The organism is Spartobacteria bacterium UBA695, assembly GCA_002298145.1.
Classification (GTDB): domain Bacteria; phylum Verrucomicrobiota; class Verrucomicrobiia; order Chthoniobacterales; family Chthoniobacteraceae; genus UBA695.
On the sequence record DBMP01000006.1, the window covers coordinates 310282 to 331036 of the forward strand.

A 20755-nucleotide genomic window follows, 5' to 3' on the forward strand; every position below is an offset into this window, starting at 1 on the left:
CCGCCGCTTGGCTCGGGAGCTTTTTCCCCGCGGCTCCGGGTGCCGAGCACTCCCGCAGCGGCGGCCAGGCTGGTGACGGCCAGAAAATGACGGCGCGATATGGGCTGAGTAGGCATGGGTAAAAGATCAGTTGCCCTAGACTTCGAGCCCCGAACACCCGTCGGCCCTGCCAAGACGGCCCCGAGGCCTATTCGGAGATCGTCACCAGCGTCCCCAGCTCCACCTCATCGTAGAGCCCCTTGGCCGATTCCAGCGGCACCCGGATGCACCCGTGCGAGGCGGCCTGATTTTTCGGCACCTCGCCCGCGTGAATCCCATACTCGCTGCCGCTCAGGCGCATGAAGAAGGGCATGCAGGCAAACGTGTAAATCGTCGACATCCGCATCGTGTCCTTGTCGGTCACGACAAAGCGGCCCATCGGCGTTTCGAACCCCGGCTTGCCCGTCGAAACCGGCACCTCCATCGCGGGGAGCCCGTTTTTGTAGACCACGGCCTGCTGCTTCTTGACGGAAATCTCCACCCGCACCTTGCGATCCTCCTCCTCCGGGTTTTTCCCCAGCAGCACCTGGAGCATCTCCGGCGAGGCCTTTCCCGTCACCGCGATTTGCATCGCCGACAGTTTTCGCTGGGCCGTCAGCAAATCCGTCCGGGCGTTGTGGGCCATCAAGACCTCTGCGCACCCCAGTTGCCCCTCCGCCACGGCCAGCATCAAGAGCGTGATCCCCTTCTCCCGGTCCAGCGATTCGCGAAACTCCCGGTTCCTCACCGTCTGCGCAAACGCCTTCTCCACCGGCACGCTGAGCGTCCCGTCCGGGCTCGCTCCGCCCTCCAGCAGCAGCCCGAGCGCCTCGCTTTTGCCCTGCGTTACCAGGTAGGCCAGCCGCGATTGCCGCGCCCCCTCAGCCACCGGCACCCCCGCATGCGCCGCAAGCAGCGTGGAGATGAACGGTTTATTGGCCGCCGCCAGCGCCGCGTCGAGTTCGCGCAGCGTCGTGGCACTCCATTTTCGCGGAGCCCGGGCCCAGAGCAGCGGTTTAAACAAAGTTAACTCCCCGGTCTTGAACGCACGCTCCAGAAGCGGCACGCCCTGGCCGTCGATCAAATCCGGGTCAGCCCCCCTGGCGATCAGCCAATCGACCACCCGGGGCGAACGGGCCTCCAGAGCGTAGAAAAGCGCCGTGCGGCCCTGGGCATCCTTCCGGTTCACCTCCGCCCCGAGAGCGAGCTGATGCTGAATCTCGCCATAGTCCGCGGCAGCCACCGCCTTCATGAGCGGCGTCACCCCGTCCGGAGCCTCCTCGGCCTGGCCGCACACCGTCAGCGCGAGCAAAACCGCCCCCGCAACGCCCGCAAGAACCCGCAGCTCACCCCCCACCTCACTGCCGAGGCTTAGCAACCGGCGGACCGTATGGAACTGAACAAATCGCAAGGGTCTCTCTCCGAATCGTATCGGATCGCCTTCAAGGATAGCCGATTTCGCTCAGATTTCAACCCACCCCTTGCGCAGGGCTCCGCCTACTGCCCCGGCAGGGAAATTCCGCGCAGCTTCTTATACAGGCTCACCGCCGAGGAATCGGCCATACCGGAGACATAGTCCGTCATCCGCAGAAGGCGCGTGTAGGCATCCGGCGCGGGCTTGCGGCCCGGCCCCACCGACGGCTCGGGCACCAGCTCCAGCAAATTGCGCCAGCGCGGCGAAAGCGGGGTCTCTTTCTGCGCCGCCGCCTCCACGGCTTCCACAAACAAATCGAGCAACCCGCCCACCACCTCGAAGCCCGCCGCCTCGATCTCCAGCCCGCGCGGGTTCCGGTAAAGCGTGCTCACCGAGCGCCGGACAATCGCGTCCATCGCCCCGGAAACCGGCGTGCATTGCAAAAGCGGCTGCTCAAAGCGCCCCTCCAAAATATCCACCTCATGATCCAGGAAAACGCGCGAGATATGCCCGATCGCCTCGCCAATGGCGATCGCCCGCAGGAACTCAATGCGCGCCTCGTCCCCGTGCATCCGGGCGGCGATGTCGAGGAACTTCGGGTTCCCGATCACCTCCACGAACGCCTCTGCCGCCTCCTGGTAGCTGATCAAGCGCAGGCGCACGCCGTCCTCGAAATCGACCAGCCGGTAGCAAATATCGTCCGCCGCCTCCACCAGGAACGAAAGCGGGTGCCGCCGCCAGCCCGCGTCGCTTGCGATCAGCCCCGTCCGCTGCGCCACCTCCTCAAAGAGATCGGCCTCCGCGTGAAAATAAGAGAACTTCTTCGCGCTCACCCGGCGGTCCTTCGGATCGCGCTTCGGGTAGGAAGGCCGGGGGTATTTGGCGAACGCCCCCAGCGTGGCGCACGTGAGCTGGAGCCCGCCCCGGTTATCCGGCATCTGGAGGCGAGTCAAAATGCGGAAGCCCTGGGCGTTGCCCTCGAACTTCTCGAAATCCGCCCGTTCCGCCTCCGAAAGCCCGCCCGCCACGCGCCGGGCCACCGGCGAAGCGGTAAACCAGTGCCGGATGGCATCCTCGCCCGAATGGCCAAAAGGCGGGTTGCCAATATCGTGCGCCAGGCAGGCCGCAGCGACAATCGCCCCGATGTCCGAGGAGTGGATGCCGCGCAACTGATGGCGCTTGACCACCTCCGCCCCGACCAGCGCCCCGAGCGAACGGCCCACGCAAGCCGCCTCCAGGCTGTGCGTCAGCCGCGTGCGCACATAATCCGAGCCCGCCAGCGGGAACACCTGCGTTTTATCCTGCAACCGGCGGAACGCCGACGAAAAGATCACCCGGTCGTAATCGCGCTGAAAGGCCGAGCGCTGCTCTTCCCGGCTGGCGGGATCGCGTTTGCCCAAGCGGGCCGGAGAGAGGAGGGTTTCCCACTGCATCCGCTATTGTCTAGCATCGGGCGGCACATCGGTCACGCCGGGATTTCCCTGATATTCGTGAAATTAGAGCGTGCCTTCCTTGCCTCCGGGGTTGAAACTGATCCCTTATGCCATTTAGCAATCTCGGGCTCGGTCCCAATATCCTCAAAGCCATCCACGACGCGGGATATAAGGAACCGACCCCTATCCAGGCCAAGTCCATCCCCCTCATCCTGGCTGGAAACGACCTCATCGGAATCGCCCAGACGGGCACCGGAAAAACCGCCGCTTTTGTCCTCCCCATCCTCACCAACCTCGTCGCCACCACCGGCGGCGGCAACAAACCGGGCACCCGCGCCCTCATCCTGGCCCCCACGCGCGAGCTAGCCGCACAGATCGAGGAGAATGTCCAGATTTACGCCAAGTATCTGCCGCTGCGCCACGCCACCGTCTTTGGCGGCGTCGGCGAACGCCCGCAAATCGCCGCCCTCAAGGCTGGCACCGAGCTGATCATCGCCACCCCGGGCCGCCTCCTGGACTTGATGAAGCAGGGCTACGGCAACTTCTCCGGCCTGCGCCACCTCGTCCTCGACGAAGCCGACCGGATGCTCGACATGGGCTTCCTGCCCGACATCCGGCGCATCATCCGCACCCTGCCGCCCCAGCGCCAGACACTGCTCTTCTCCGCCACGCTTTCGAAAGAAATCGAGACCCTCACCCACGAATTCCAGCACGCGCCGAAAGTCGTGGAAATCGGCCGCCGCTCCAACCCGGCGGAGACCGTCACGCAGTTCATCCACGAAGTGCCCAAGCACCTGAAACCGGCGCTCCTCCTGCACCTGCTGGCCGATCCCGCCCTGGATACCGTGCTCGTCTTCTCGCGCACCAAGCACGGCGCGGACCGCATCGCCCGCAACCTGGAGCGCGCGGGCATCAAGACCGCCGCCCTGCACTCCAACCGGTCGCAAAACCAGCGCCTAAGGGCCCTGAAAGACTTCAAATCCGGCGTCGTGCGGGTCCTCGTCGCCACGGACATCGCCGCGCGCGGCATCGACGTCGACGGCATCTCGCACGTCATCAATTTTGACTTCCCCATGCACTCCGAGGACTACGTCCACCGCATCGGGCGCACGGGCCGGGCCCAGCAAGTCGGCGTCGCCACCAGCTTCGTCACCGATGAAGACCGCGCCGCGCTCCGTTCGCTGGAGCGCTTCATTGGCCGCGGCATCGTCCGGAAAAAGGCCGACGGCTTCAACTACGGAGCCGCCGCGCCCAAGCAAGTGGAAGGCGACGGAGAGCGTCCCCGCCGTGGAGGCAGCTCGAGGCAGGGTCAATCCCGTGGCGGCCGCAACAGCGAAAGCAGCAACAGCAGCAGCCAGCCCCGGTCGCACAACAGCGGCGGCGGCAAATCCCGGCAAGAGAAAGCCTCCGGATCGTCCCGTGGCGGCCCTTCACGGGGCCCCGGCAAAGCCAAGGCAGTTCCGAGCCTGCGCGGCATCCCCGGCGGCATGACCTGGAGCCCCGGGCGGCGGTAGGCCTGCCCTGCTTCAATCGTCCTTATTGACGGCTGAGCTTCTTTTGGTGGAAGCTCCAGCCGAGCGAAATCAAGAGGCCTGCAAGGCCGCCAATGTATCCTCCGGCGTGGATGTAGGCCACCCGGACGAAGGCGGGCACATCTTGGATATCCAAGCACGAAGTCATTTCCTGCCAATCCGAATAATCCCGGGAATGGAGCAGCGCTAGCAAATAACCGAAAACTCCAGCCCCGGCGGCTAGAACAAAAATAAGCGTAAAGCCCTTGAGGCATTTATGAAAAGCCTTGCGGATTGGCCACACAGGCAAGGCAATCCGCGCCAGAAACCAGCCAGAAAACAGACCCACCCACCATGTCGCGAGAAACCCGATCTCCGCGACAAAAACGCGTGTTGGGAACCCAAAATTAGCATAGGCAAACTGGGCGGATTTCAGCTTGGTAAAGTACTCTGGCGAAATGGTGTAGGTGATTTGATCGTGAAGAACTCCATACCCTCCCGCCACCAGGGCCCCAAGGCAGGCGATCCCCGCCATCCGAGGCAGAAGGCGCCATTGAATTCGCGGGAAAAGCAGATTCATGGCCCTCTGGTCTCCTACACAATCTCCACCGGGCACTTCGGCAGCGCCTTCATAAACGCGTTGCCGTAGCCCTTGGTTAGAATGCGGGGGTCCAGGATCACCACGATCCCCTTGTCCGACTTCGTGCGGATGAGCCGCCCCACCCCCTGGCGCAGCTTGAGGATCGCCTCCGGCAGCGAATACTCCGCAAAGGGATCGCCCCCCTGCGCCTGGATCACCTCAAGCCGGGCCTCAATGAGCGGGTGATCCGGCACCGCAAACGGCAGGCGCGTAATGATCACATTCGAGAGCGCCTCGCCCGGCACATCCACGCCGCTCCAAAAGCTATCCGTCCCGAAAAGCACATTCGGGTCCTCCTCCTTCTTAAACTCCTCCACCAGCCGGTGCCGCGAAAGCCCGCTCCCCTGCACCAGCAAATTCCACCCCTTCTTGACGAACGGCTTGGTGAGCCGCTCCGCCATCGACTGCATCGTCTTGTAGCTGGTAAAGAGCACGAACGCCCGCCCGTTGGTCATCTCCACGAAATGTTGCACCTGCCCCGCCAGCGCCTCCTCGTAACCGGCGTCACGCGGGTCGGGCATCTTGCGCGTCACGTAGAGACGCATCTGCTTTTCGTAATCGAACGGGCTGCCCACCTGCTCCGCCGTCACCTCCTGGCCTCCCACGCGATTGCGGAAATAGTTCAGCTCCGCGCTGCCCACCGAGAGCGTCGCGCTGGTCATGATGCACGAGGAGCCCTCCTTAAACAACATCGCCCGGAGGTGTGCTGCAATGTCCACCGGAGCGGCGTTGAGCGCGCAGAATTGCCCCTGCTTGCCCGTTTTCTCCACCCAGTAGACGTAGTCCTCAGCCGTCTGCGAAAGGAACGTGGCGATGCCCAGGCGCGCATCGCGAACCCGGCGGCCCATCTCCTGCAGTTCGCCCTTGGTAATATCGTCCTCCACCCCTTTGAGGATGCCCACGATGTGCTCTTGCAGCTTGCCCAGCTCGCCCGTGATCGTATCCGGCACGAAATCCGCCTGCCGAATGCGCACCTCCCTCCCCCTGGGGTTGAATGGGGCCTTGTCCGAGACCGTGTTGAAAAAATCGTCCACCTGCGAAAGGAGCGCCGTCACCTCCCTCACGCCGTCCGGGTTGCGCAACTGCGTAAAGAGCCCCTTCTTCGTGCGCTCGTTATAGAGCCGCTGAAGGGCATACTTCAGGCTAAACTGCGAGATATTCATCCCGATCTGCTTAGCCGCCACGCCCTCCACCGTGTGGGCTTCGTCGAAAATCACGAAGTCGTTGGCGAAAATATACCCGCTCTGTTCATCCGCCTCGTCGGCCCCGGCGGCGTTCAGGAAAAAGAGCGTGTGGTTCATCACCACCACGTCAGCGGAAATCAGCTTCTTACGCGCCCGCTGATAAAAGCACTTACTATCATTTCCACCGCAGGTTTTGACCGTGCAAAGATGCGGCTCGCTGCACACCTGGGCCCAGACCGCCGGATCGGGTTCCACCGAGAAATCGGCCAGCGAACCGTCCTGCGTCGTCGTGGACCACTCGTAAATGCGCTTAAGCTCCTCCTGCTCCGGCGACGTAAAGAGATCCGCCGAAGTCTGCATTGCCCGCTCCAAGCGCCTCGGGCAGAGGTAATTCTGCCGCCCCTTCCAGAGCGCCACCTCAAACTCCACGGGGAGCACCTTCTGGAGGATCGGGATATCCTTATAAACCAGCTGTTCCTGGAGATTGATCGTGTAAGTGGAGATCACCGCCTTTTTCCCGTGGGCCAGAGCAAAGAGAATGGCCGGAACCAGGTACGCCAGGGACTTGCCCACGCCCGTCCCCGCCTCCACGACGAGATGGCGTTCCTCCGAGAGCGCCTTGGCCACGGCCACGGCCATCTGCTGCTGTTCGGGGCGGTATTCGAAATTGCGCGCGACCGCGAGGAGACCGTCCGGCGAGAAAATCTGCCGAACGCGCTCGACAAACTCGTCGCCAACTTCGTCGCGGAACGCAATCATGGGAACGCTTAAAATGCGCTCCAATGGGTGGCGGTTTCAAGACCCATGAGGAAAAATTTGCGTTCTTCAGGGAAATGCCCCGGCTTAACCCGCCGCAAAGGCCTGAAAAAGGGTCCTCATTTCCTCATCCACCTCGGCGGGATTTTCGAGCGTTTGGACGATTTCCTCCCTCAGATGCTTGCGGTAGCGCTTCCGCAACCGGTGCAGCGCCACCCGGAGGGTCCCCTCCTCCATGCCGAGGCTTCGGGCGGCGTCGGCAATGCGCCCGCCGCCGGTCTCCGGAAGCAGCAGCGGTTGAAGTGCCGAAAAAAGCGGGCCATGCCCCTCGGCGGCGTAGGCGTTTCGCAGCCCCTCAAGGACCCGCTCCAGCAGAGCCAGCGCCCATTCCCGATCAAAGAGCGCCTCGGGGCTGGCTGCGCAGCGGTCGGCGATCTTGAACTGGGTATCTGCCGTCGCCCAGTCGAGCGAAAGATGCACCCGCCCGCCGCCTCGCTTCAGCCGGTTTGCCCGGTCCCATTCATTGGCCAGGAAGTGCTTCATCGAGGCCAGCAGGAAGGCCCGGAAACGCCCGCGCTGCGCACTCAGCCCCTCCAGGGAGCGGCCATCCAGGAGCCGACTGAAAAACGCCTGAGTGAGATCCTCCGCGTCCTCCCGCGAGTGCCCCCGCCGCCGCACGTAGGCGTAAAGCGGATACCAATAGGCCTCGCAAAGTTCTTCGAGCGCCCGCTCGGATTGTGGCGAACCCCGCATCCCCGCCGCGATCACGGCGGTCCAGCGCGTGGTGGCAAAGAGGTCGCCGGAGCTTTGCCGGGATGCCCCCATTTCAATGATTGGCATTTTCCCCTTTCTTTGCGGCCCCATCATGCGCATAGACCCACAAGACCGACATCGAATGCAGCGATAGGACAACCCAAGGGATCAGGATCAGCAGCAGGAAAATCTTCCGCTTTCGCGACCGGAGATGCCGCCCCGTCCAGGTGGATTTCGGGAAAAGCGGGGAGCGCCAGGGCCAGAGCCCCATCAACTTCAACCCCGCCACCGTCAGCCCAAACCAGCCCATCAGGGCAATAACCGCATTAAAGGGAAACGGCAGGGCAACCGCGACGATCAGCCCCACCACGCACACCAGCGCCCCCAGGAGCGCCATGATCGGTTGCCAAGGCGAGGGTTCGTCTGAGTCTGCGGGCTGGCTTGCCGCTTCAGGAAGCGGCGTGGCGCTTCCCCCGCCCCCCATCGCCGCCTTAGCCCAAAACAACGCCCCCATGCCCAACCCGAAAATCACGATCCACAGCGCATTGGCGAGATTCAAGAGCGTCTGCAAAGAAGGCATCCACGGGCTCTGGAAAAACCGCATGGCCTCCGGGTCCCGGATGGCGGAACTCCAGACATGAAGGCCATAGCCCCAGCCGCCATTGGCAAAATACCCCAAGGCCGCCCCGCCCATCGCCACCGGAGCTGCCGCCAGCCCTCCATGGGCCAGAATCAGCGCGAGCGCCAACCCTCCGATGGAAAACAGCCCCATCGAAAGCCCACCGAAGGCCAGCAACCCCGCCGCGACGCCTCCAAAAGCCAGCCCGCCAAAGGCAGCTCCCCCGATCGCAATGACACCCTGGGCCATGCCGCCGATTGCCACGATACCCCGGGCGGCCCGGATTTGCCCCGTCGCCGGATCGTTGCCATAGGTCATGTGTAGCAGCGGCAAACCAAAGAGCGTCGCCCGGCTGCGATATTCGTAGGAAGCCCCCACCGAGGAAGCTCGCCCGGCGGCAATCGTCTCCACCTGGGTCTTAAACACGCTCGCCTGCTGATAGCGCCGCTCCGGCTTCTCCTCCAGCGCCCGCAGCACCACCTCGTCCAGCCGCACATCCACCTGCACCTTCCTGGAGGGCGGCTCGATGTGCGGTCCCGGCAACTCGCCGGTCAGCATCTGGTAAAAGACCACCCCCAGCGCGTAGATATCCGCCCGGTGATCCACCTCGCCCGGCGCGGCCGTCTGCTCCGGGGCCATGTAGCGCGGAGTGCCCATGATCGCTCCGGTTTTTGTCAGGTCATCCGCCTCCCCGGGCACGTCAAAAGGCGCGGGCTCGTCCGTTCCGACAATCTTCGCCAGCCCAAAATCGGCCACCTTCACCCGGCCCCGCCGATCCATGAGAATGTTCTCCGGCTTGATGTCGCGGTGGACGATGCCCTGGTCGTGGGCGTATTGGAGCGCATCGCAAATCTGCGGCACGATGGCCAGCGCCTCCCGGGGTGAAATCCGCCCCTGGCCAAGCAACTGGCGCAGATTCACGCCGTCCACGAATTCCATGAGAAAAAAGTAGAGCGGCACCTCGCCTTCCACGTGTCCAAATTCATAAAGCGTCACGATCCCCGGGTGGTTCAGCCGCGCCAGAGCCCGGGCCTCCCGCGCGAACCGCTCCGCAAACGCAGTCGAGCGGCCACCAGAGCTGCCGGGCGGCAGAATTTTAAGCGCCACCAGCCGGTCGAGTTCCTTCTGTTTTGCCTTATAAACTGCACCCATCCCGCCCTTACCGATGAGTTCCAGGATCTCCAGTTGCGGAAAAAGCGGGGCGAGCGCCTCCACAGTCAGCGGCACGAACACCGGGCCGCCGGGCTCGGTCACCGTTTCTGGCGCGGCTCCCATCTGGAGCAGGCAGGCGGGGCACATCCCGGAAAGCACCCCGGCGGGCAGGGAAGAACCACAGCGGGAACAAGTATTTTTGCCAGTCATGGGGGAATGAGCTTCATTCATATACCAACCCCAGAAGCGAAACGGAGGAAATGTTACAAAGAATCTTTGGCTCGCATCCGGGAAAAAGCTGCCTCATCTTTGCCCCCATTATTCATGAACCGCGCTGAAATCCAAAACGCCCTGTCGGCCCTCCAGACCCGTCCCACGAAGAGCCTCGGCCAGAATTTCCTCCAGGACGAGGAAACCGCCGCGTGGATCGTCGGTCAGCTCGATCTCTCGCCCACCGATCACCTCGTGGAGGTGGGCCCCGGCCTGGGGGCGCTCACCGAGTTCGCGGTGCCCAAGTGCGGCTCGGCCACGCTGATCGAAAAGGATGGCCGCCTGGCCGGTTACTTGCAGGAGAGCTTCCGGGACCACCCGAACGTGGAGATCCTCCACCAGGACGCGCTGGAGTACGATTTGCGGGAACTCTTCCCGCGCGGCCCGGCCAAGGTGCTCGGCAACCTCCCTTATTACGTCTCCAGCCAGGTGCTTCTCGCCTTCACCGCCGAGCCCTCGCCGGTGGGCAAGCTCGTCTTCACGCTCCAGAAGGAAATGGCCGAGCGCCTCTCCGCCAAGCCCTCCACCAAGGACTACGGAGCCATTACGCTCATCGTCGGCCGCCGCTGGAAGGTGGACTACATCCGGACCATTCCCGGGAGCGCCTTTCTCCCCGCGCCGAACGTCGAAAGCGGCGTCATCGCGCTGACCCCGCGCGACCCGGCTGAGCTTCCCGATTGCGACGCCCGGCTTTTCAACCGCCTGGTAAAGGAAGGCTTCTCCCAGCGCCGGAAAATGCTCCGCAAAATGCTGGCCCACCATGAGCTCGACTGGTCGGCCCTCTGCACCGCCCTCGGCATCGAGGAAACCGTCCGGGGCGAGGCGCTCAGCCTGCGCCAGTGGGTGGACCTCACGCGCTATGTGGAGGCCGCCAAGGACCCCGAAACCTTCAACGCCAAGGCCCAGGACGTCCACGGCGAGCGCTTCGACGTGGTGGATGACGAAAACCGCGTCATCGCCCAAGCCAGCCGCCACGAAGTCCACACCCAAAAGCTCCGGCACCGCTCCGTGCACATTTTTGTCTTCAACAAACGAGGCGACCTGTTTCTCCAGAAGCGCTCCCGCTTCAAGGACGCCAACCCAGGCCGCTGGGATTCCAGCGCGGCGGGGCACGTCAACGCGGGCGCGGATTATCTCGAAACCGCCGAGCGCGAACTGGGCGAGGAGCTCGGCGTCTCAGCCCCGCTTACCCTGATCGGCACCCACCCCGCCGGGCCCAAGACGGGCTGGGAATTCGTGCAAATTTTCCGGACCGAACACGATGGCCCCTTCCACTGGCCCCGCGCCGAAATCGAGAGCGGCCTCTTCTTCCCGATCCCGCTTCTGGAACGCTGGACGGCAGCCCGCCCGCAGGATTTCTCCAACAGCTTTCTTTCCTCCTTCCAGGTCTGGAAAGAGAGCCGGTAGGGAGGAGAAAAAAAACAAAGTCGTTAATTACCGGCTGCGCTTAAGCCACTGGAGCGCGCCGCAGAGGGGCGCGATGGCCCCGGCAATCCGCACCTGCCAGATCCGGCGGCGAATTTCCTCCGCGCTCATGACCGGGATCGGACCCGAGAAGTGGTCGAGAAAGGTAAAGTTCATCAGCGCCTCGGGCGTTTTCCCCCGGATCGCCTCCCGCAAGATGTTCGTGGCCCACGGCTTGGGGCTGCCGCAGGCGTGCAGCATGAACTCGAAAGGCTGCCGCCACCCCATGGCCTCCCAACCCATGGGGCTGAGGTTCATCCCCTCAAGGTCCGCCGCGATATTGAGCGCATCCTGATCCCGCAGCCAGAAGGGGTAGCTCCGCCGCCGCTTGTACTCCGGCGCGCCCGCCAGGCCCATCGGCAGGGAGAGGATTCCCTCCGGTTCGATGAGCTCATGGATTTTCTGCAACGCCTCCAGGAAGGCGATGTCCCTGCGCGTGATTCCCAGGAAGCCGCCGTTAAAGTAGTAATCCTGCGCGGTGCCCGCGAACTTCAGCCCGTGAGGCTCGCAATAGCGCCGCCATGCCTTGCGAACAGGGTGATTTTGCGGCATGGGAAAATTCCCGTCAATAACCAGCGCAACCCCTTCGTCAACCCACCCCTCAAAGAAGCTCCAGGGAGCCAGGCAGACGATATCCGGATCGAAACAAAAAATGCGCTCCGTCCCGGGGCTCAATTCGCGCAAAACGCGGAGCATCAGCGCGGCTTTCAGGTTCGTCAGGTGCCAGGTCCCGGCCATCGGGACAAAGACCAGGCTCACTTTGTCCGTCACGCGCGCCAGCGTATGGCCCGCCGCGTTTTGGGACGGCCCCAACGCCGCCAGCCACTCCGGCAATTCGCCCCGGTAGCCCGCGAAGACCGTTCCCTGGAACCCCGTCCGGCAGAGGGAGTTAACCAGCGCGCCCACGCCAAAATGGTAGTTTCCCTCAAAAAGCGTACAGACAGAGGTTTCCATGCTTACCCTTATGATGAATCCGAGGGGGCTTCGTCAACAGCGTGCATGGCTAATTTCCACCTTTGATTCTGCGGCTTAGCCCGTATCATGCCTTCTTGCTTGGGCCCCGTTGGCTTTTGGGGGGGCCTGTCAACGAATCGCTTTTTCCCATGCGCCCCGCCCGCGAACTGATTCAGGTTGGCCATTATCTTCGGCGCGATCAAGCCGAGGAGCGCGGGCTCGTCGTTCTCGCAATCGAAAAGCCGTACTGGATTCTGGAGGAGGACGGGCTCTTTTCCCTTTATGTGGACGGCCACGATGTGGACGCGGTTACCGAAGAGCTGGAGAAATTCGAGGCCGAACGAGCCGCCGAGCGGGCCGCGCTTCTCGAAGCCCAGGCGGAAGCCGAGGCGGGCAAAACAGCCCCCAGGCCAGGCTCCTTCTCCCTGTACGCTTTCATCTGGGTCATGCTGTTCTGGTTCGCGATCCAGGCCTCGCGGGGGCCGGGCTGGGTAACTCACGGCCAAGCCGACGCCCAGGCCATTCTGCACGGCGAACTCTGGCGGACCGTCACGGCGCTGACACTCCACGCCGACCTGGGGCATCTGACTGCAAACATCGCCTGCGGCTTGGTCTTCGCCTGGTCGCTCCTGCCGCTGCTCGGGAGCGGCTGGACCTGGCTGGGGCTGGTCTTGAGCGGCCTGGGGGGCAACCTCCTCAACGCGCTGAGCCACCGGGGCGGCGACCACCTTTCCATCGGGGCCTCGACCGCCGTGTTCGGGGGCCTGGGGTTGCTGGTCGGCTTTCAGGTAGCCGTCGCGTTTCAGCGCCGGAAGTGGGCTTCGTTCCGCCCGCGCCACGTCTTTCTCCCCTTCTCCGCCGGGCTGGCGCTGCTGGCTTACCTGGGCGTAGGCGACGGGACGGGCAACGTCGATATCCTGGCCCACGGCTTCGGGATGCTCTGCGGGCTCCTCCTGGGGACGCTGCTGGGGTGGACCCACCTGCCAGAAAAAACGCCACCCCCGGTCCAAAAAGCCCTAGCGACCGCCGCCCTGCTAATTCCCGCGATCGCCTGGGGCTGGGCTTTCCTGTGAGGCGGCGGGAACGGGCTTCGAGGTGCTAAACTCGACCAGCGTGAGGGTGGTCTCCGCCGGGGTGCCATGGTGGCGGTAGTGGTAAGCGACCATCCCGATCCCCGGCACGAAGTTGACCGTAGTGTCATCGGGCGTCGTGGTGTAGACCAGCGTGAACTCCCGCCCGGGCGGAATGACCGGCGCTCCAGGGAAGCGGTTGGGGTCGAACGGGCGCTCTGCCTTCACCGTCCAGCAGTAGAGGCCGCGCTTCACGTTCTGGCGGCTCCCCCCGTAGATCCGGCCCCGGACGAGCGGCGCCGTGAAAAAGAGCGATTCAGCCGTCGCCACGCCTGGCGCAAGCGGCCCCCCTTTTTTCAGCCCCGCCCAGATCTCCCGCGCGTCGGATTCGTGAAAAAGGAAATACGAACCGGCCCCGACTTGAAGGACAAGATGGTCGCCGCGCACCTGCCCGGGTTCGTACCAGGAGAGTTCGCTCGGGAAGCCCTTCAACAAAGCCGCCTGCCAGCCGTTGCCGGAAAGCGTCTCTGCAACCTCCATTTTCCAGGTCAGCACCGCGCATTTGGCCTGAGGCTTACCGCTACGGCGGCCCCCCCGTTGCGGTTCCACCCAGCGGGTCTCCCCCTGGTAAATCCAGTAATTGCCCTTCTCCAGCGGAAAATAGCGGGTGCTCACCGGCTCAGCTGCCAGCAACGTGGCGCGCAGGGCCAGCCAGATCACCAACAGCGAGACGGCAACAATAAAGTACGCCTTCCATGATAGACGGTTCATGGGTATTCCCTATGGGTTCGGAATCCCCGGCGGAAAGGGATGCCCGATGGGCTCGCTCCGGCTCACTGAGGCTGCGCAGCCTTGCCGGATGGGCCAATGCTAGATGTACTCGATGAGGTCCTTCGGCTCGAAGCGGACCTTGGCGAGCTGGGCGTATTTGTCCGTCTCCGCGCGGTAGCCAACGGGGCACGCCGCGCAGGTGGCGAGGCCGCGCTGGTCCAGGCCCAGGATGCGGTCGTATTCCGTGGGGACGATGCCCTCCATCGGGCAGGCATCGATGCCAAGGAGCGCCGCGCTAGTCAGGAAGTTACCCAGCGCAATGAAGGTCTGGCGGCGGCTCCAGGAGCCCAGCGCCTCGCGCTCGGGGCCGTCGATGAGCGATTTGCCAATCATCTCCCGGTAGGCGGCCAGCGACTCCACCGGCACGCCGCGCACCTCTGCGGTGCGTTGCAGGAAGCGGTCCACAAAATCGAGGTCGAGCGTCTTGGGATGTGCGAAGACCACCAGGTGCGAGCAATCAGCCACCTGCCGCTGATTCCAGGAAACCGGAACGAGCTTCTCTTTCGTGGCCTGGTCGGTGATGACCAGGAATTTCCACGGTTGCAGGCCGAAGGCGGACGGGCTCAGGATGAGCGCTTCTTCGAGGGTCTTCCAGTCCTGCTCGGAGATTTTCCGGGCGGGATCGAATTGCTTGGTGGCGTAGCGCCAGTTCAGGGCGGCTAAAACCGCTTCGTTCGAAGCAAAGGGAGCTTGTGACATAGTGCCTCCAATATACGCATGGTTTTAGCCGTGGTACAAGGTCACGGCGGCAATCGTGAGAACGGCCCCGTAGAGCACCCCGCCCAGCGCCGCCACGCGCCAGCGCCAGACGCCGCGTCCGAGCCATTCGATCTGGTCGCGCAGGAGATACGGTTTACCGACCCAGAACATCCCCGCCGTGGCCCAGATGTAGGCCAGCACGGTCAGGAGCAGGCGGCTCGTTTCAGGCCGGAGGAAGGCGGCTTCAATCAGCGGCTCGGCAGCGAGTAAGAGCAGCATCCCCAGCGCCCGCACGGCCAGGAACTCCCGCACGAAAACCAGCGTCAGCACGTAGCCCGCGATGACGACGCCCATGAAAATCTGCCGGTAGGAGGAAAATTCCCCCAGGTCCATCGTCGCCAGGAGCGAGACGGCCCAGACGGTGGCCACGGTCAAGAGCACGGCCCCCGCTTCGCCCGAACGCGGAAAGCGGCGCAGCAGCCGCTGACAGACCGGCGCGAAAAAGAGCGCCCCCAGGTGCGCCAAAAGCAGCAGCACGCCGACCACCAGCCCCACGGTTTGCAGACTCAAGGTTGGATAAATCATGGATTAGGAAAGCAAACGCGAAACCACGTCGCCATACAAGCAGAACCCGCTCGTTCTTTGGATGTCGACCTCGACCATCCGGCCAATGAGGTCTTCCCCGCCCTCGAAGAGCACGATTTTATTGCTTCGCGTGCGCCCGGTGAGGCGGGCCGGGTTGTTTTTGCTGGGGCCTTCGCAGAGGACTTCGACGCGGTGGCCGACGTAGGTTTCGAGCTGTTCGCGGATGATGGCGTTGGTCAGCTCCAGGAGGTCCTGGTTGCGGGCTTCGAGCGTGGCGTCATCGAGCTGGCCCTCCATGGCGGCGGCAGGGGTATCCTTGCGGCGGGAGTAGCGGAAAATAAAGGCGTTATCGAACCGGACGCGACGGCAGACTTCGCGCGTGGCCTGGAAGTCCTCCTCCGTTTCGCCAGGGAAGCCGACGATGATGTCGGTCGTAATGGCCATGCCGGGCCGCGCGGCGCGGATCTTTTCGGCCAGGGCGACGAAGGCCTCGGCGGTGTAGCCCCGGTGCATGGTTTTGAGAATGCGGTCGGAGCCGGATTGCAGCGGAAGGTGCACATGCTCGGCCAGCTTCGGGAGCCGGGAGAAGGCTTCGATCAAGTCGGCCTTGTAGCCGATCGGGTGCGGCGAGGTAAAGCGCAGCCGCTCCAGGCCGGGGACGCCGTGGACGGCCTCCAAAAGCTGCACGAAGGGCGATTTGCCCTCCACTTTGGGGAATTCGCTCCGCCCGTAGAGGTTCACGATCTGCCCCAGGAGGGTGACTTCCCGAACGCCGCGCGCGACGAGCCCCTCTACCTCCCGCACGATCTCGGGGATGGCCCGGCTCCGCTCCGATCCGCGCGTCTGGGGCACGATGCAGAAGGTGCAGCGCATGTTGCAGCCCTGCATGACGGAGACAAAGGCGCTCGATTGCCGGGGGCGCAGCGAGTGGTCGCGGATCTCCTCCTGCGAACCGGGCTCGGGCTCGACATCGACGATGGAAAAGCGGGCGTCGTCCATCGAGGGCTGTGCCTTGCGGGCGAGGAGCTCCTCGACGTAATCGGCCACGCGGTGAAATTTCTGCGTTCCCACGACCAAGTCGGCCTTGGCGGTGAGCTCGGAGCCGCGGCTCTGTGCCATGCAGCCCAGGAAGCCGAGGACTTTCCCCTTCCCTTTGTGGTGATGGGCCAGGAGGCGCATTTTGCCCAGCGCCTTCTGCTCGGCCATGTCGCGCACGCTGCATGTGTTAAGCAGGATGACGTCGGCCTCCTTTTCGCTCGTGGTCAGCTCATGGCCGCGCGCGATGAGCATTTGCGCGACCTGTTCGGAGTCGCGCTCGTTCATCTGGCACCCGTAGGTCTTGATCAGGACTTTGGCCATGCGCTTGAAAGATGGGCCCGGACCGGCGCTAGGGTTGTTGCAAGCTTTCGGAAAAATGCGGGACGATTTTTTCGACAATCGCCTCGGGCGTGATCCCGTGCTTCTTGCGTAATACCGAGACGCTACCGTGCTCGATGAAGGCGTCGGGCCAGCCAACGCGCACCACCGCGGCGGGGCTCAGCCCGGCGTCGGCGAGGTGCTCCAGCACAGCGCTGCCGAAGCCGTTGGTGAGCACATGGTCCTCCACGGTGCAAAGGACGCGCACGTTGCGGGCGTATTGCTCGATAAGATCCGTGTCGAGCGGCTTGATCCAGCGCGGGTTGATGACCGCGGCGGAGATTCCCCGCTCTTCAAGCTGGCAGGCGGCTGCCAGGGCGAGCTCCAGCATGTTGCCCAAGCCCAGGATCGCGACGTCGGTGCCTTCGCGGACGACCTCGGCCTTGCCGATTTCCAGCAGCCGGGGCGTTTCCTTTGGCGTGACGCCCGTGCCGGTGCCGCGCGGGTAGCGGATGGCGGAGGGGCCGTCGTGGTGCAGGATGGTCCAGAGCATGTCCACGAATTCGTCCTCGTCCTTGGGCTGCATGTGGATGAGGCCCGGGATGGAACGCAGGAAGCTGATGTCAAAGAGGCCGTGGTGCGTAGGGCCGTCGTCGCCGCTCAAGCCCGCGCGGTCCATGCAGAGGGCCACGTTGAGATGCTGCAAGGCGATGTCGTGCACGATCATGTCGTAGGCACGCTGCATGAAGGTCGAGTAGATGGCCACGAAAGGCCGGAAGCCCTGGATGGCCAGGCCGCTGGCGAAGATCGCGGCGTGCTCTTCGGCGATGCCGACGTCGTAGTAGCGGTCGGGGTGCTCGTTGGCGAAGTGGACCAGGCCCGTGCCGGTCGGCATCGCGCCGGTGATGGCGCAGATGGCGGGATTGTCGTTGGCGAACTTGGCGAGCGTTTTGCCGAAAATCTCGGAATACGTCGGCGTGGCCGAGGGAACGGTCTCACCGGTGTCGTGGTTGAACCGGCCCAGGCCGTGGAATTTGTCGGGCCGCTTCATCGCGGGTTCGTAGCCCCGCCCTTTTTGCGTCAGGACGTGCAGCAGGACGGGGGAGTTCTGCGTTTTAAGGAACTCGAAGGCGCGAATCAGGCGCGGCAGGTCGTGGCCGTCGATAGGGCCGTAGTAGCGCAGGCCCAGTTCCTCGAAAATGACGTTCTGGAGGACGAGGCCCTTGATGCCTTCCTCGACCTTTTTGCCCAGGTTGCGGGCCATCTGGCCACCGATGCGCTCGACGATTTGCGCCGTCTTTTCGTGCAGGCGGAAGTAGAGCGGGTTGGTGGCGATTTTATTGAAGTAATCGGCGATGGCTCCGACGTTGCGGGCGATGCTCCACTCGTTGTCGTTCAAGACCACGATGAGCCGCTTGGTGGACCCGGCCACGTTGTTGAGCGCCTCGAAGCTGACGCCGCAGGTAAAGGCTCCGTCGCCCGCCACGCAGATGACCGATTCGTCCGAACCGCGCCGGTCGCGCCCCACGGCTAGGCCGAGGGCGGCGGAAAGCGCTGTGCCTGCGTGGCCCGCGCCGTAGCAGTCGTGCTCGCTTTCGGTCCGGAGCAGGAAGCCGTTGAGCCCTTCGTATTGCCGGATCGTATTGAGTTTGCCCGCGCGACCGGTGAGCATCTTGTGCACGTAGCCCTGGTGGCCGACGTCGAAGATGATCTTGTCCTTGGGCGTGTCAAAGACGCGATGCAGGGCGAGGGTCAACTCCACCACGCCTAGGTTCGGCCCGAGGTGGCCGCCAACGGAATGCGGATTCTCCTCGGAAAGCGTGTTGATGAGCGTTGCGCGAATTTCCTCCGCAAGTTCCGGAAGGACGCTCTCGGGAAGCGCCTTTAGGTCGGACGGATGTTTGATATTTTCCAGATACCCCATGCTAAAACAGGCTGATTTCGTCCTCGGTTGACGGCTTTGCGGCCTTGGCGGGACGGTTTGAAGGAGCGGGCGTCGGCGCGTTGGGATCAAACGGCGCAACTTCCGGTTTTCCGGCGGCGTTGCGGGTTACAATCTCAATGCGTTTTTCGGCGGCGGCAAGTTTCTCGCTGCAAAATTGCACCAGGCGGGTCCCCTCTTCGTAACGGTCGAGCATTTCTTCCAGCGGCAATTGACCGCTTTCCATCGCTTCGACCAGCGATTCCAGCCGTTCAACGGCTTGTTCAAAGGTTTGGTTTTTTCCCATGATGACTGACAAAAAAAAGAGCTATTCGGAGCGATCGGTCCACCGGTCGTGGTCGCTGTAGAAGATACACTGTTGATCGATGGGCAGAGCCGTCACGGCGCGCATCGGAAAGTCTTTGATGTTAACGCTGCGCAATACAAACGGGGCCCATTGTTTAAAATCGCCTTTCACGATGTCGGAGATGAGCCCTTTGTTGCCGCTAATGGGGGTAAGGTGAATGCCCGCAACGTGCCCACCGAGTTTGCGGTAGTCGTTGATCTCCAGAAACTCCTGGATGGAGGCTGGCAGCCAGAGGCTCTTGCGGTCGGCGTACCACGCAACGGCCCAGGGCATGTCGGAGACGATGATTTCGCTCGGCTGCGTCCATTCGCGCAAAATACCGATCCCGGGCGGGAAATACGGCGGCCACTGAACGGCGGCCCGGGTTCGCATGGTCAGCGTGTTAAGCATCGGGAAGGAGCAGAGCACGAAGACCAGGACGTAAAAGGCGTACCGAAGGATGGCGACGGAGATCTCCAGACGCATCCAGAGCACCAGCAGAAACGCCATGCCAAACGAGCTGAAAAGCGGAATGAACAGGACGTTCAAATCATTTGCCGAAAGCCCGCTGCCAGCATCCTCCTCGGCGAGGTTAAAGAGGGCCATGCCGATGACTGAGAAAACCCATATGGACAAGAGGCCCCAGCGGAATCCCCGGGGCGTCGGATGCTTGAAGTTATGCAGCAGCCCAAGGAAAAAGGCGGGCGCCACTAAAACACCCCCCAGCGAGCTGAAAAGGTTAGAAAACTGCCCAACGATGCCCGATTGGAGTTTTTGCCGGAAAATCGTCGGAGACAACCCCGGGAATTCGTAGTCGCCCGAACGCATGATGGCGTTCTCGGTGCCGCGCACTTGTTCCACCAGAGTGAAAATAGCCACCCCAAACGGGTTGCCGCAGGCCCTGGTGGTGCGCCAAAGCCACGGCAGCATCATGATCGCAAACACGCCCAGCATCAAAATGAGGGTCTTCCGCCAGCCGGAAATATACATGGCGCAAAAGAGCGCCGTTCCCAGGAATACCCAGAAACCGATCCCATGGCAAAGGGTCAGAAAGCCCAAAAAGACCGTTGTGGCCAACAGCCAAAGAAACGGCCACCTCTGGGTATCGTTGTGAAATTCGATGGCCCTCACCAGCGTGTACATGGCCGTGCTAAAAAAGAAGAGCATCTGCATCTGCGGCAAACCGCTCTGGGCCCATTTCCAGAGCAGCGAGCAGCCGAACATAAACACCACGGTCCAAAGGGCGATGTGGTTGTCAAAAAGCCGCCGCGCGGTGAAGTAATTGACGATGATGGAAAGGAGCAGGAAGAGCGTGGCGACGCCCGAGATGACGCGGTCGCCCGCGTAAATATAATCCCGCGGCGAAACGGCCCAGCGATCCTTGTGGGAGAGCCGAAAGGGAATGAACGAATCGGGCCACTTGTCCAGCGCCAGGTAGAACGGGGCAACCGTCAGGGGCCAGAGCGGAGCCTGGAAGGTATCGGGCACGGTGCCTCCTGGAATCACGCCCCGGTTGGTCCGAAACTGGGCGATGGCCAGCGGGCGAATCATCTTGGTGGTGAAGCCGTTCCCTCGCGCGACTTCGCGGGCGACCTCCGCCGCCTCCATGGCCTTCGGGTGTTGGAGCCCCCGGTAGAAGCCCCAGTACCACGGGTCCAGAACAAAGCCGACAAACGCCATGATGGCGATCGAGATGAAAACGCCGAGCGTGATCCACTTCTTCCACCGCCCCTCCTCCAATTGGTAGACGAGGTCCTGTACTTGTTGATCAGAAGGCAT

17 protein-coding genes are annotated in these 20755 nt (G+C 63.2%); 3 read left to right on the top strand and 14 right to left on the bottom strand.

The genetic code is table 11. The features are described from left to right. Positions 1-187: 187 nt before the first annotated feature. Both B2828_RS03185 and B2828_RS03190 read right to left on the bottom strand, forming a co-directional pair. Positions 188-1429 (bottom strand): L,D-transpeptidase family protein, encoded by a 1242-nt coding sequence (locus tag B2828_RS03185; RefSeq protein ID WP_479632236.1) that lies wholly within the window; start codon positions 1427-1429, stop codon positions 188-190. Positions 1430-1515: 86 nt separating this feature from the next. Continuing rightward, positions 1516-2865: a deoxyguanosinetriphosphate triphosphohydrolase gene (locus B2828_RS03190; protein ID WP_479632237.1), complete on the bottom strand. Its 1350-nt coding sequence runs from the start codon at positions 2863-2865 to the stop codon at positions 1516-1518. Positions 2866-2972: 107 nt separating this feature from the next. Here B2828_RS03190 and B2828_RS03195 point away from each other — a divergent pair, with 107 nt between their 5' ends. Further along, entirely contained in the window at positions 2973-4379 is a 1407-nt protein-coding gene (locus B2828_RS03195; protein ID WP_479632238.1) for a DEAD/DEAH box helicase, read from the top strand. Positions 4380-4401: 22 nt separating this feature from the next. Here B2828_RS03195 and B2828_RS03200 read toward each other — a convergent pair whose 3' ends face one another. The 4 genes from B2828_RS03200 to B2828_RS03215 all read right to left on the bottom strand — a co-directional run bounded on the left by B2828_RS03200 (position 4402) and on the right by B2828_RS03215 (position 9690). Beyond that, entirely contained in the window at positions 4402-4956 is a 555-nt protein-coding gene (locus B2828_RS03200) for a hypothetical protein (RefSeq protein ID WP_479632239.1), read from the bottom strand. Positions 4957-4970: 14 nt separating this feature from the next. After that, positions 4971-6959, bottom strand: a complete 1989-nt coding sequence (locus B2828_RS03205) for an ATP-dependent DNA helicase (RefSeq protein WP_479632240.1) — start codon at positions 6957-6959, stop codon at positions 4971-4973. Positions 6960-7043: 84 nt separating this feature from the next. Continuing rightward, positions 7044-7796: an RNA polymerase sigma factor gene (locus B2828_RS03210; RefSeq protein WP_479632241.1), complete on the bottom strand. Its 753-nt coding sequence runs from the start codon at positions 7794-7796 to the stop codon at positions 7044-7046. Then, complete coding sequence (locus B2828_RS03215; protein WP_479632242.1) at positions 7783-9690, bottom strand: serine/threonine-protein kinase; 1908 nt, start codon at positions 9688-9690, stop codon at positions 7783-7785. The genes B2828_RS03210 and B2828_RS03215 overlap by 14 nt, the downstream gene beginning before the upstream one ends. Before the next feature lie 114 nt (positions 9691-9804). Here B2828_RS03215 and rsmA point away from each other — a divergent pair, with 114 nt between their 5' ends. Further along, positions 9805-11157, top strand: coding sequence for a 16S rRNA (adenine(1518)-N(6)/adenine(1519)-N(6))-dimethyltransferase RsmA (rsmA, locus tag B2828_RS03220; protein ID WP_479632243.1), 1353 nt, complete (start codon positions 9805-9807; stop codon positions 11155-11157). Between the two features lie 27 nt (positions 11158-11184). Here rsmA and B2828_RS03225 read toward each other — a convergent pair whose 3' ends face one another. Beyond that, positions 11185-12168, bottom strand: a complete 984-nt coding sequence (locus B2828_RS03225; RefSeq protein ID WP_479632244.1) for a hypothetical protein — start codon at positions 12166-12168, stop codon at positions 11185-11187. 149 nt (positions 12169-12317) lie between these two features. Here B2828_RS03225 and B2828_RS03230 point away from each other — a divergent pair, with 149 nt between their 5' ends. Further along, the gene (locus B2828_RS03230) at positions 12318-13241 is read left to right on the top strand and encodes a rhomboid family intramembrane serine protease (protein ID WP_479632245.1); all 924 of its coding nucleotides are present in this window, start codon (positions 12318-12320) and stop codon (positions 13239-13241) included. Here B2828_RS03230 and B2828_RS03235 read toward each other — a convergent pair. From B2828_RS03235 to B2828_RS03265, 7 genes are all read right to left on the bottom strand, one after another. Continuing rightward, positions 13203-14009 carry a hypothetical protein gene (locus B2828_RS03235; protein ID WP_479632246.1) on the bottom strand — a complete coding sequence of 269 codons (807 nt, stop codon included), beginning with the start codon at positions 14007-14009 and terminating at the stop codon, positions 13203-13205. The two genes, B2828_RS03230 and B2828_RS03235, sit on opposite strands and share 39 nt — an antisense overlap. A gap of 99 nt (positions 14010-14108) precedes the next feature. Continuing rightward, positions 14109-14768, bottom strand: a complete 660-nt coding sequence (locus B2828_RS03240; protein ID WP_479632247.1) for an NAD(P)H-dependent oxidoreductase — start codon at positions 14766-14768, stop codon at positions 14109-14111. Positions 14769-14792: 24 nt separating this feature from the next. Next, on the bottom strand, positions 14793-15353 hold the full coding sequence (locus tag B2828_RS03245; protein WP_479632248.1) for a hypothetical protein: 561 nt from the start codon (positions 15351-15353) through the stop codon (positions 14793-14795). 3 nt (positions 15354-15356) lie between these two features. After that, positions 15357-16712, bottom strand: a complete 1356-nt coding sequence (gene miaB, locus B2828_RS03250) for a tRNA (N6-isopentenyl adenosine(37)-C2)-methylthiotransferase MiaB (RefSeq protein ID WP_479632249.1) — start codon at positions 16710-16712, stop codon at positions 15357-15359. A gap of 28 nt (positions 16713-16740) precedes the next feature. Further along, positions 16741-18633, bottom strand: a complete 1893-nt coding sequence (dxs, locus tag B2828_RS03255; RefSeq protein WP_479632250.1) for a 1-deoxy-D-xylulose-5-phosphate synthase — start codon at positions 18631-18633, stop codon at positions 16741-16743. 1 nt (position 18634) lies between these two features. After that, on the bottom strand, positions 18635-18937 hold the full coding sequence (gene xseB, locus B2828_RS03260) for an exodeoxyribonuclease VII small subunit (protein WP_479632251.1): 303 nt from the start codon (positions 18935-18937) through the stop codon (positions 18635-18637). A 21-nt stretch (positions 18938-18958) separates the two neighbouring features. Further along, positions 18959-20755, bottom strand: coding sequence for an ArnT family glycosyltransferase (locus B2828_RS03265; protein WP_479632252.1), 1797 nt, complete (start codon positions 20753-20755; stop codon positions 18959-18961).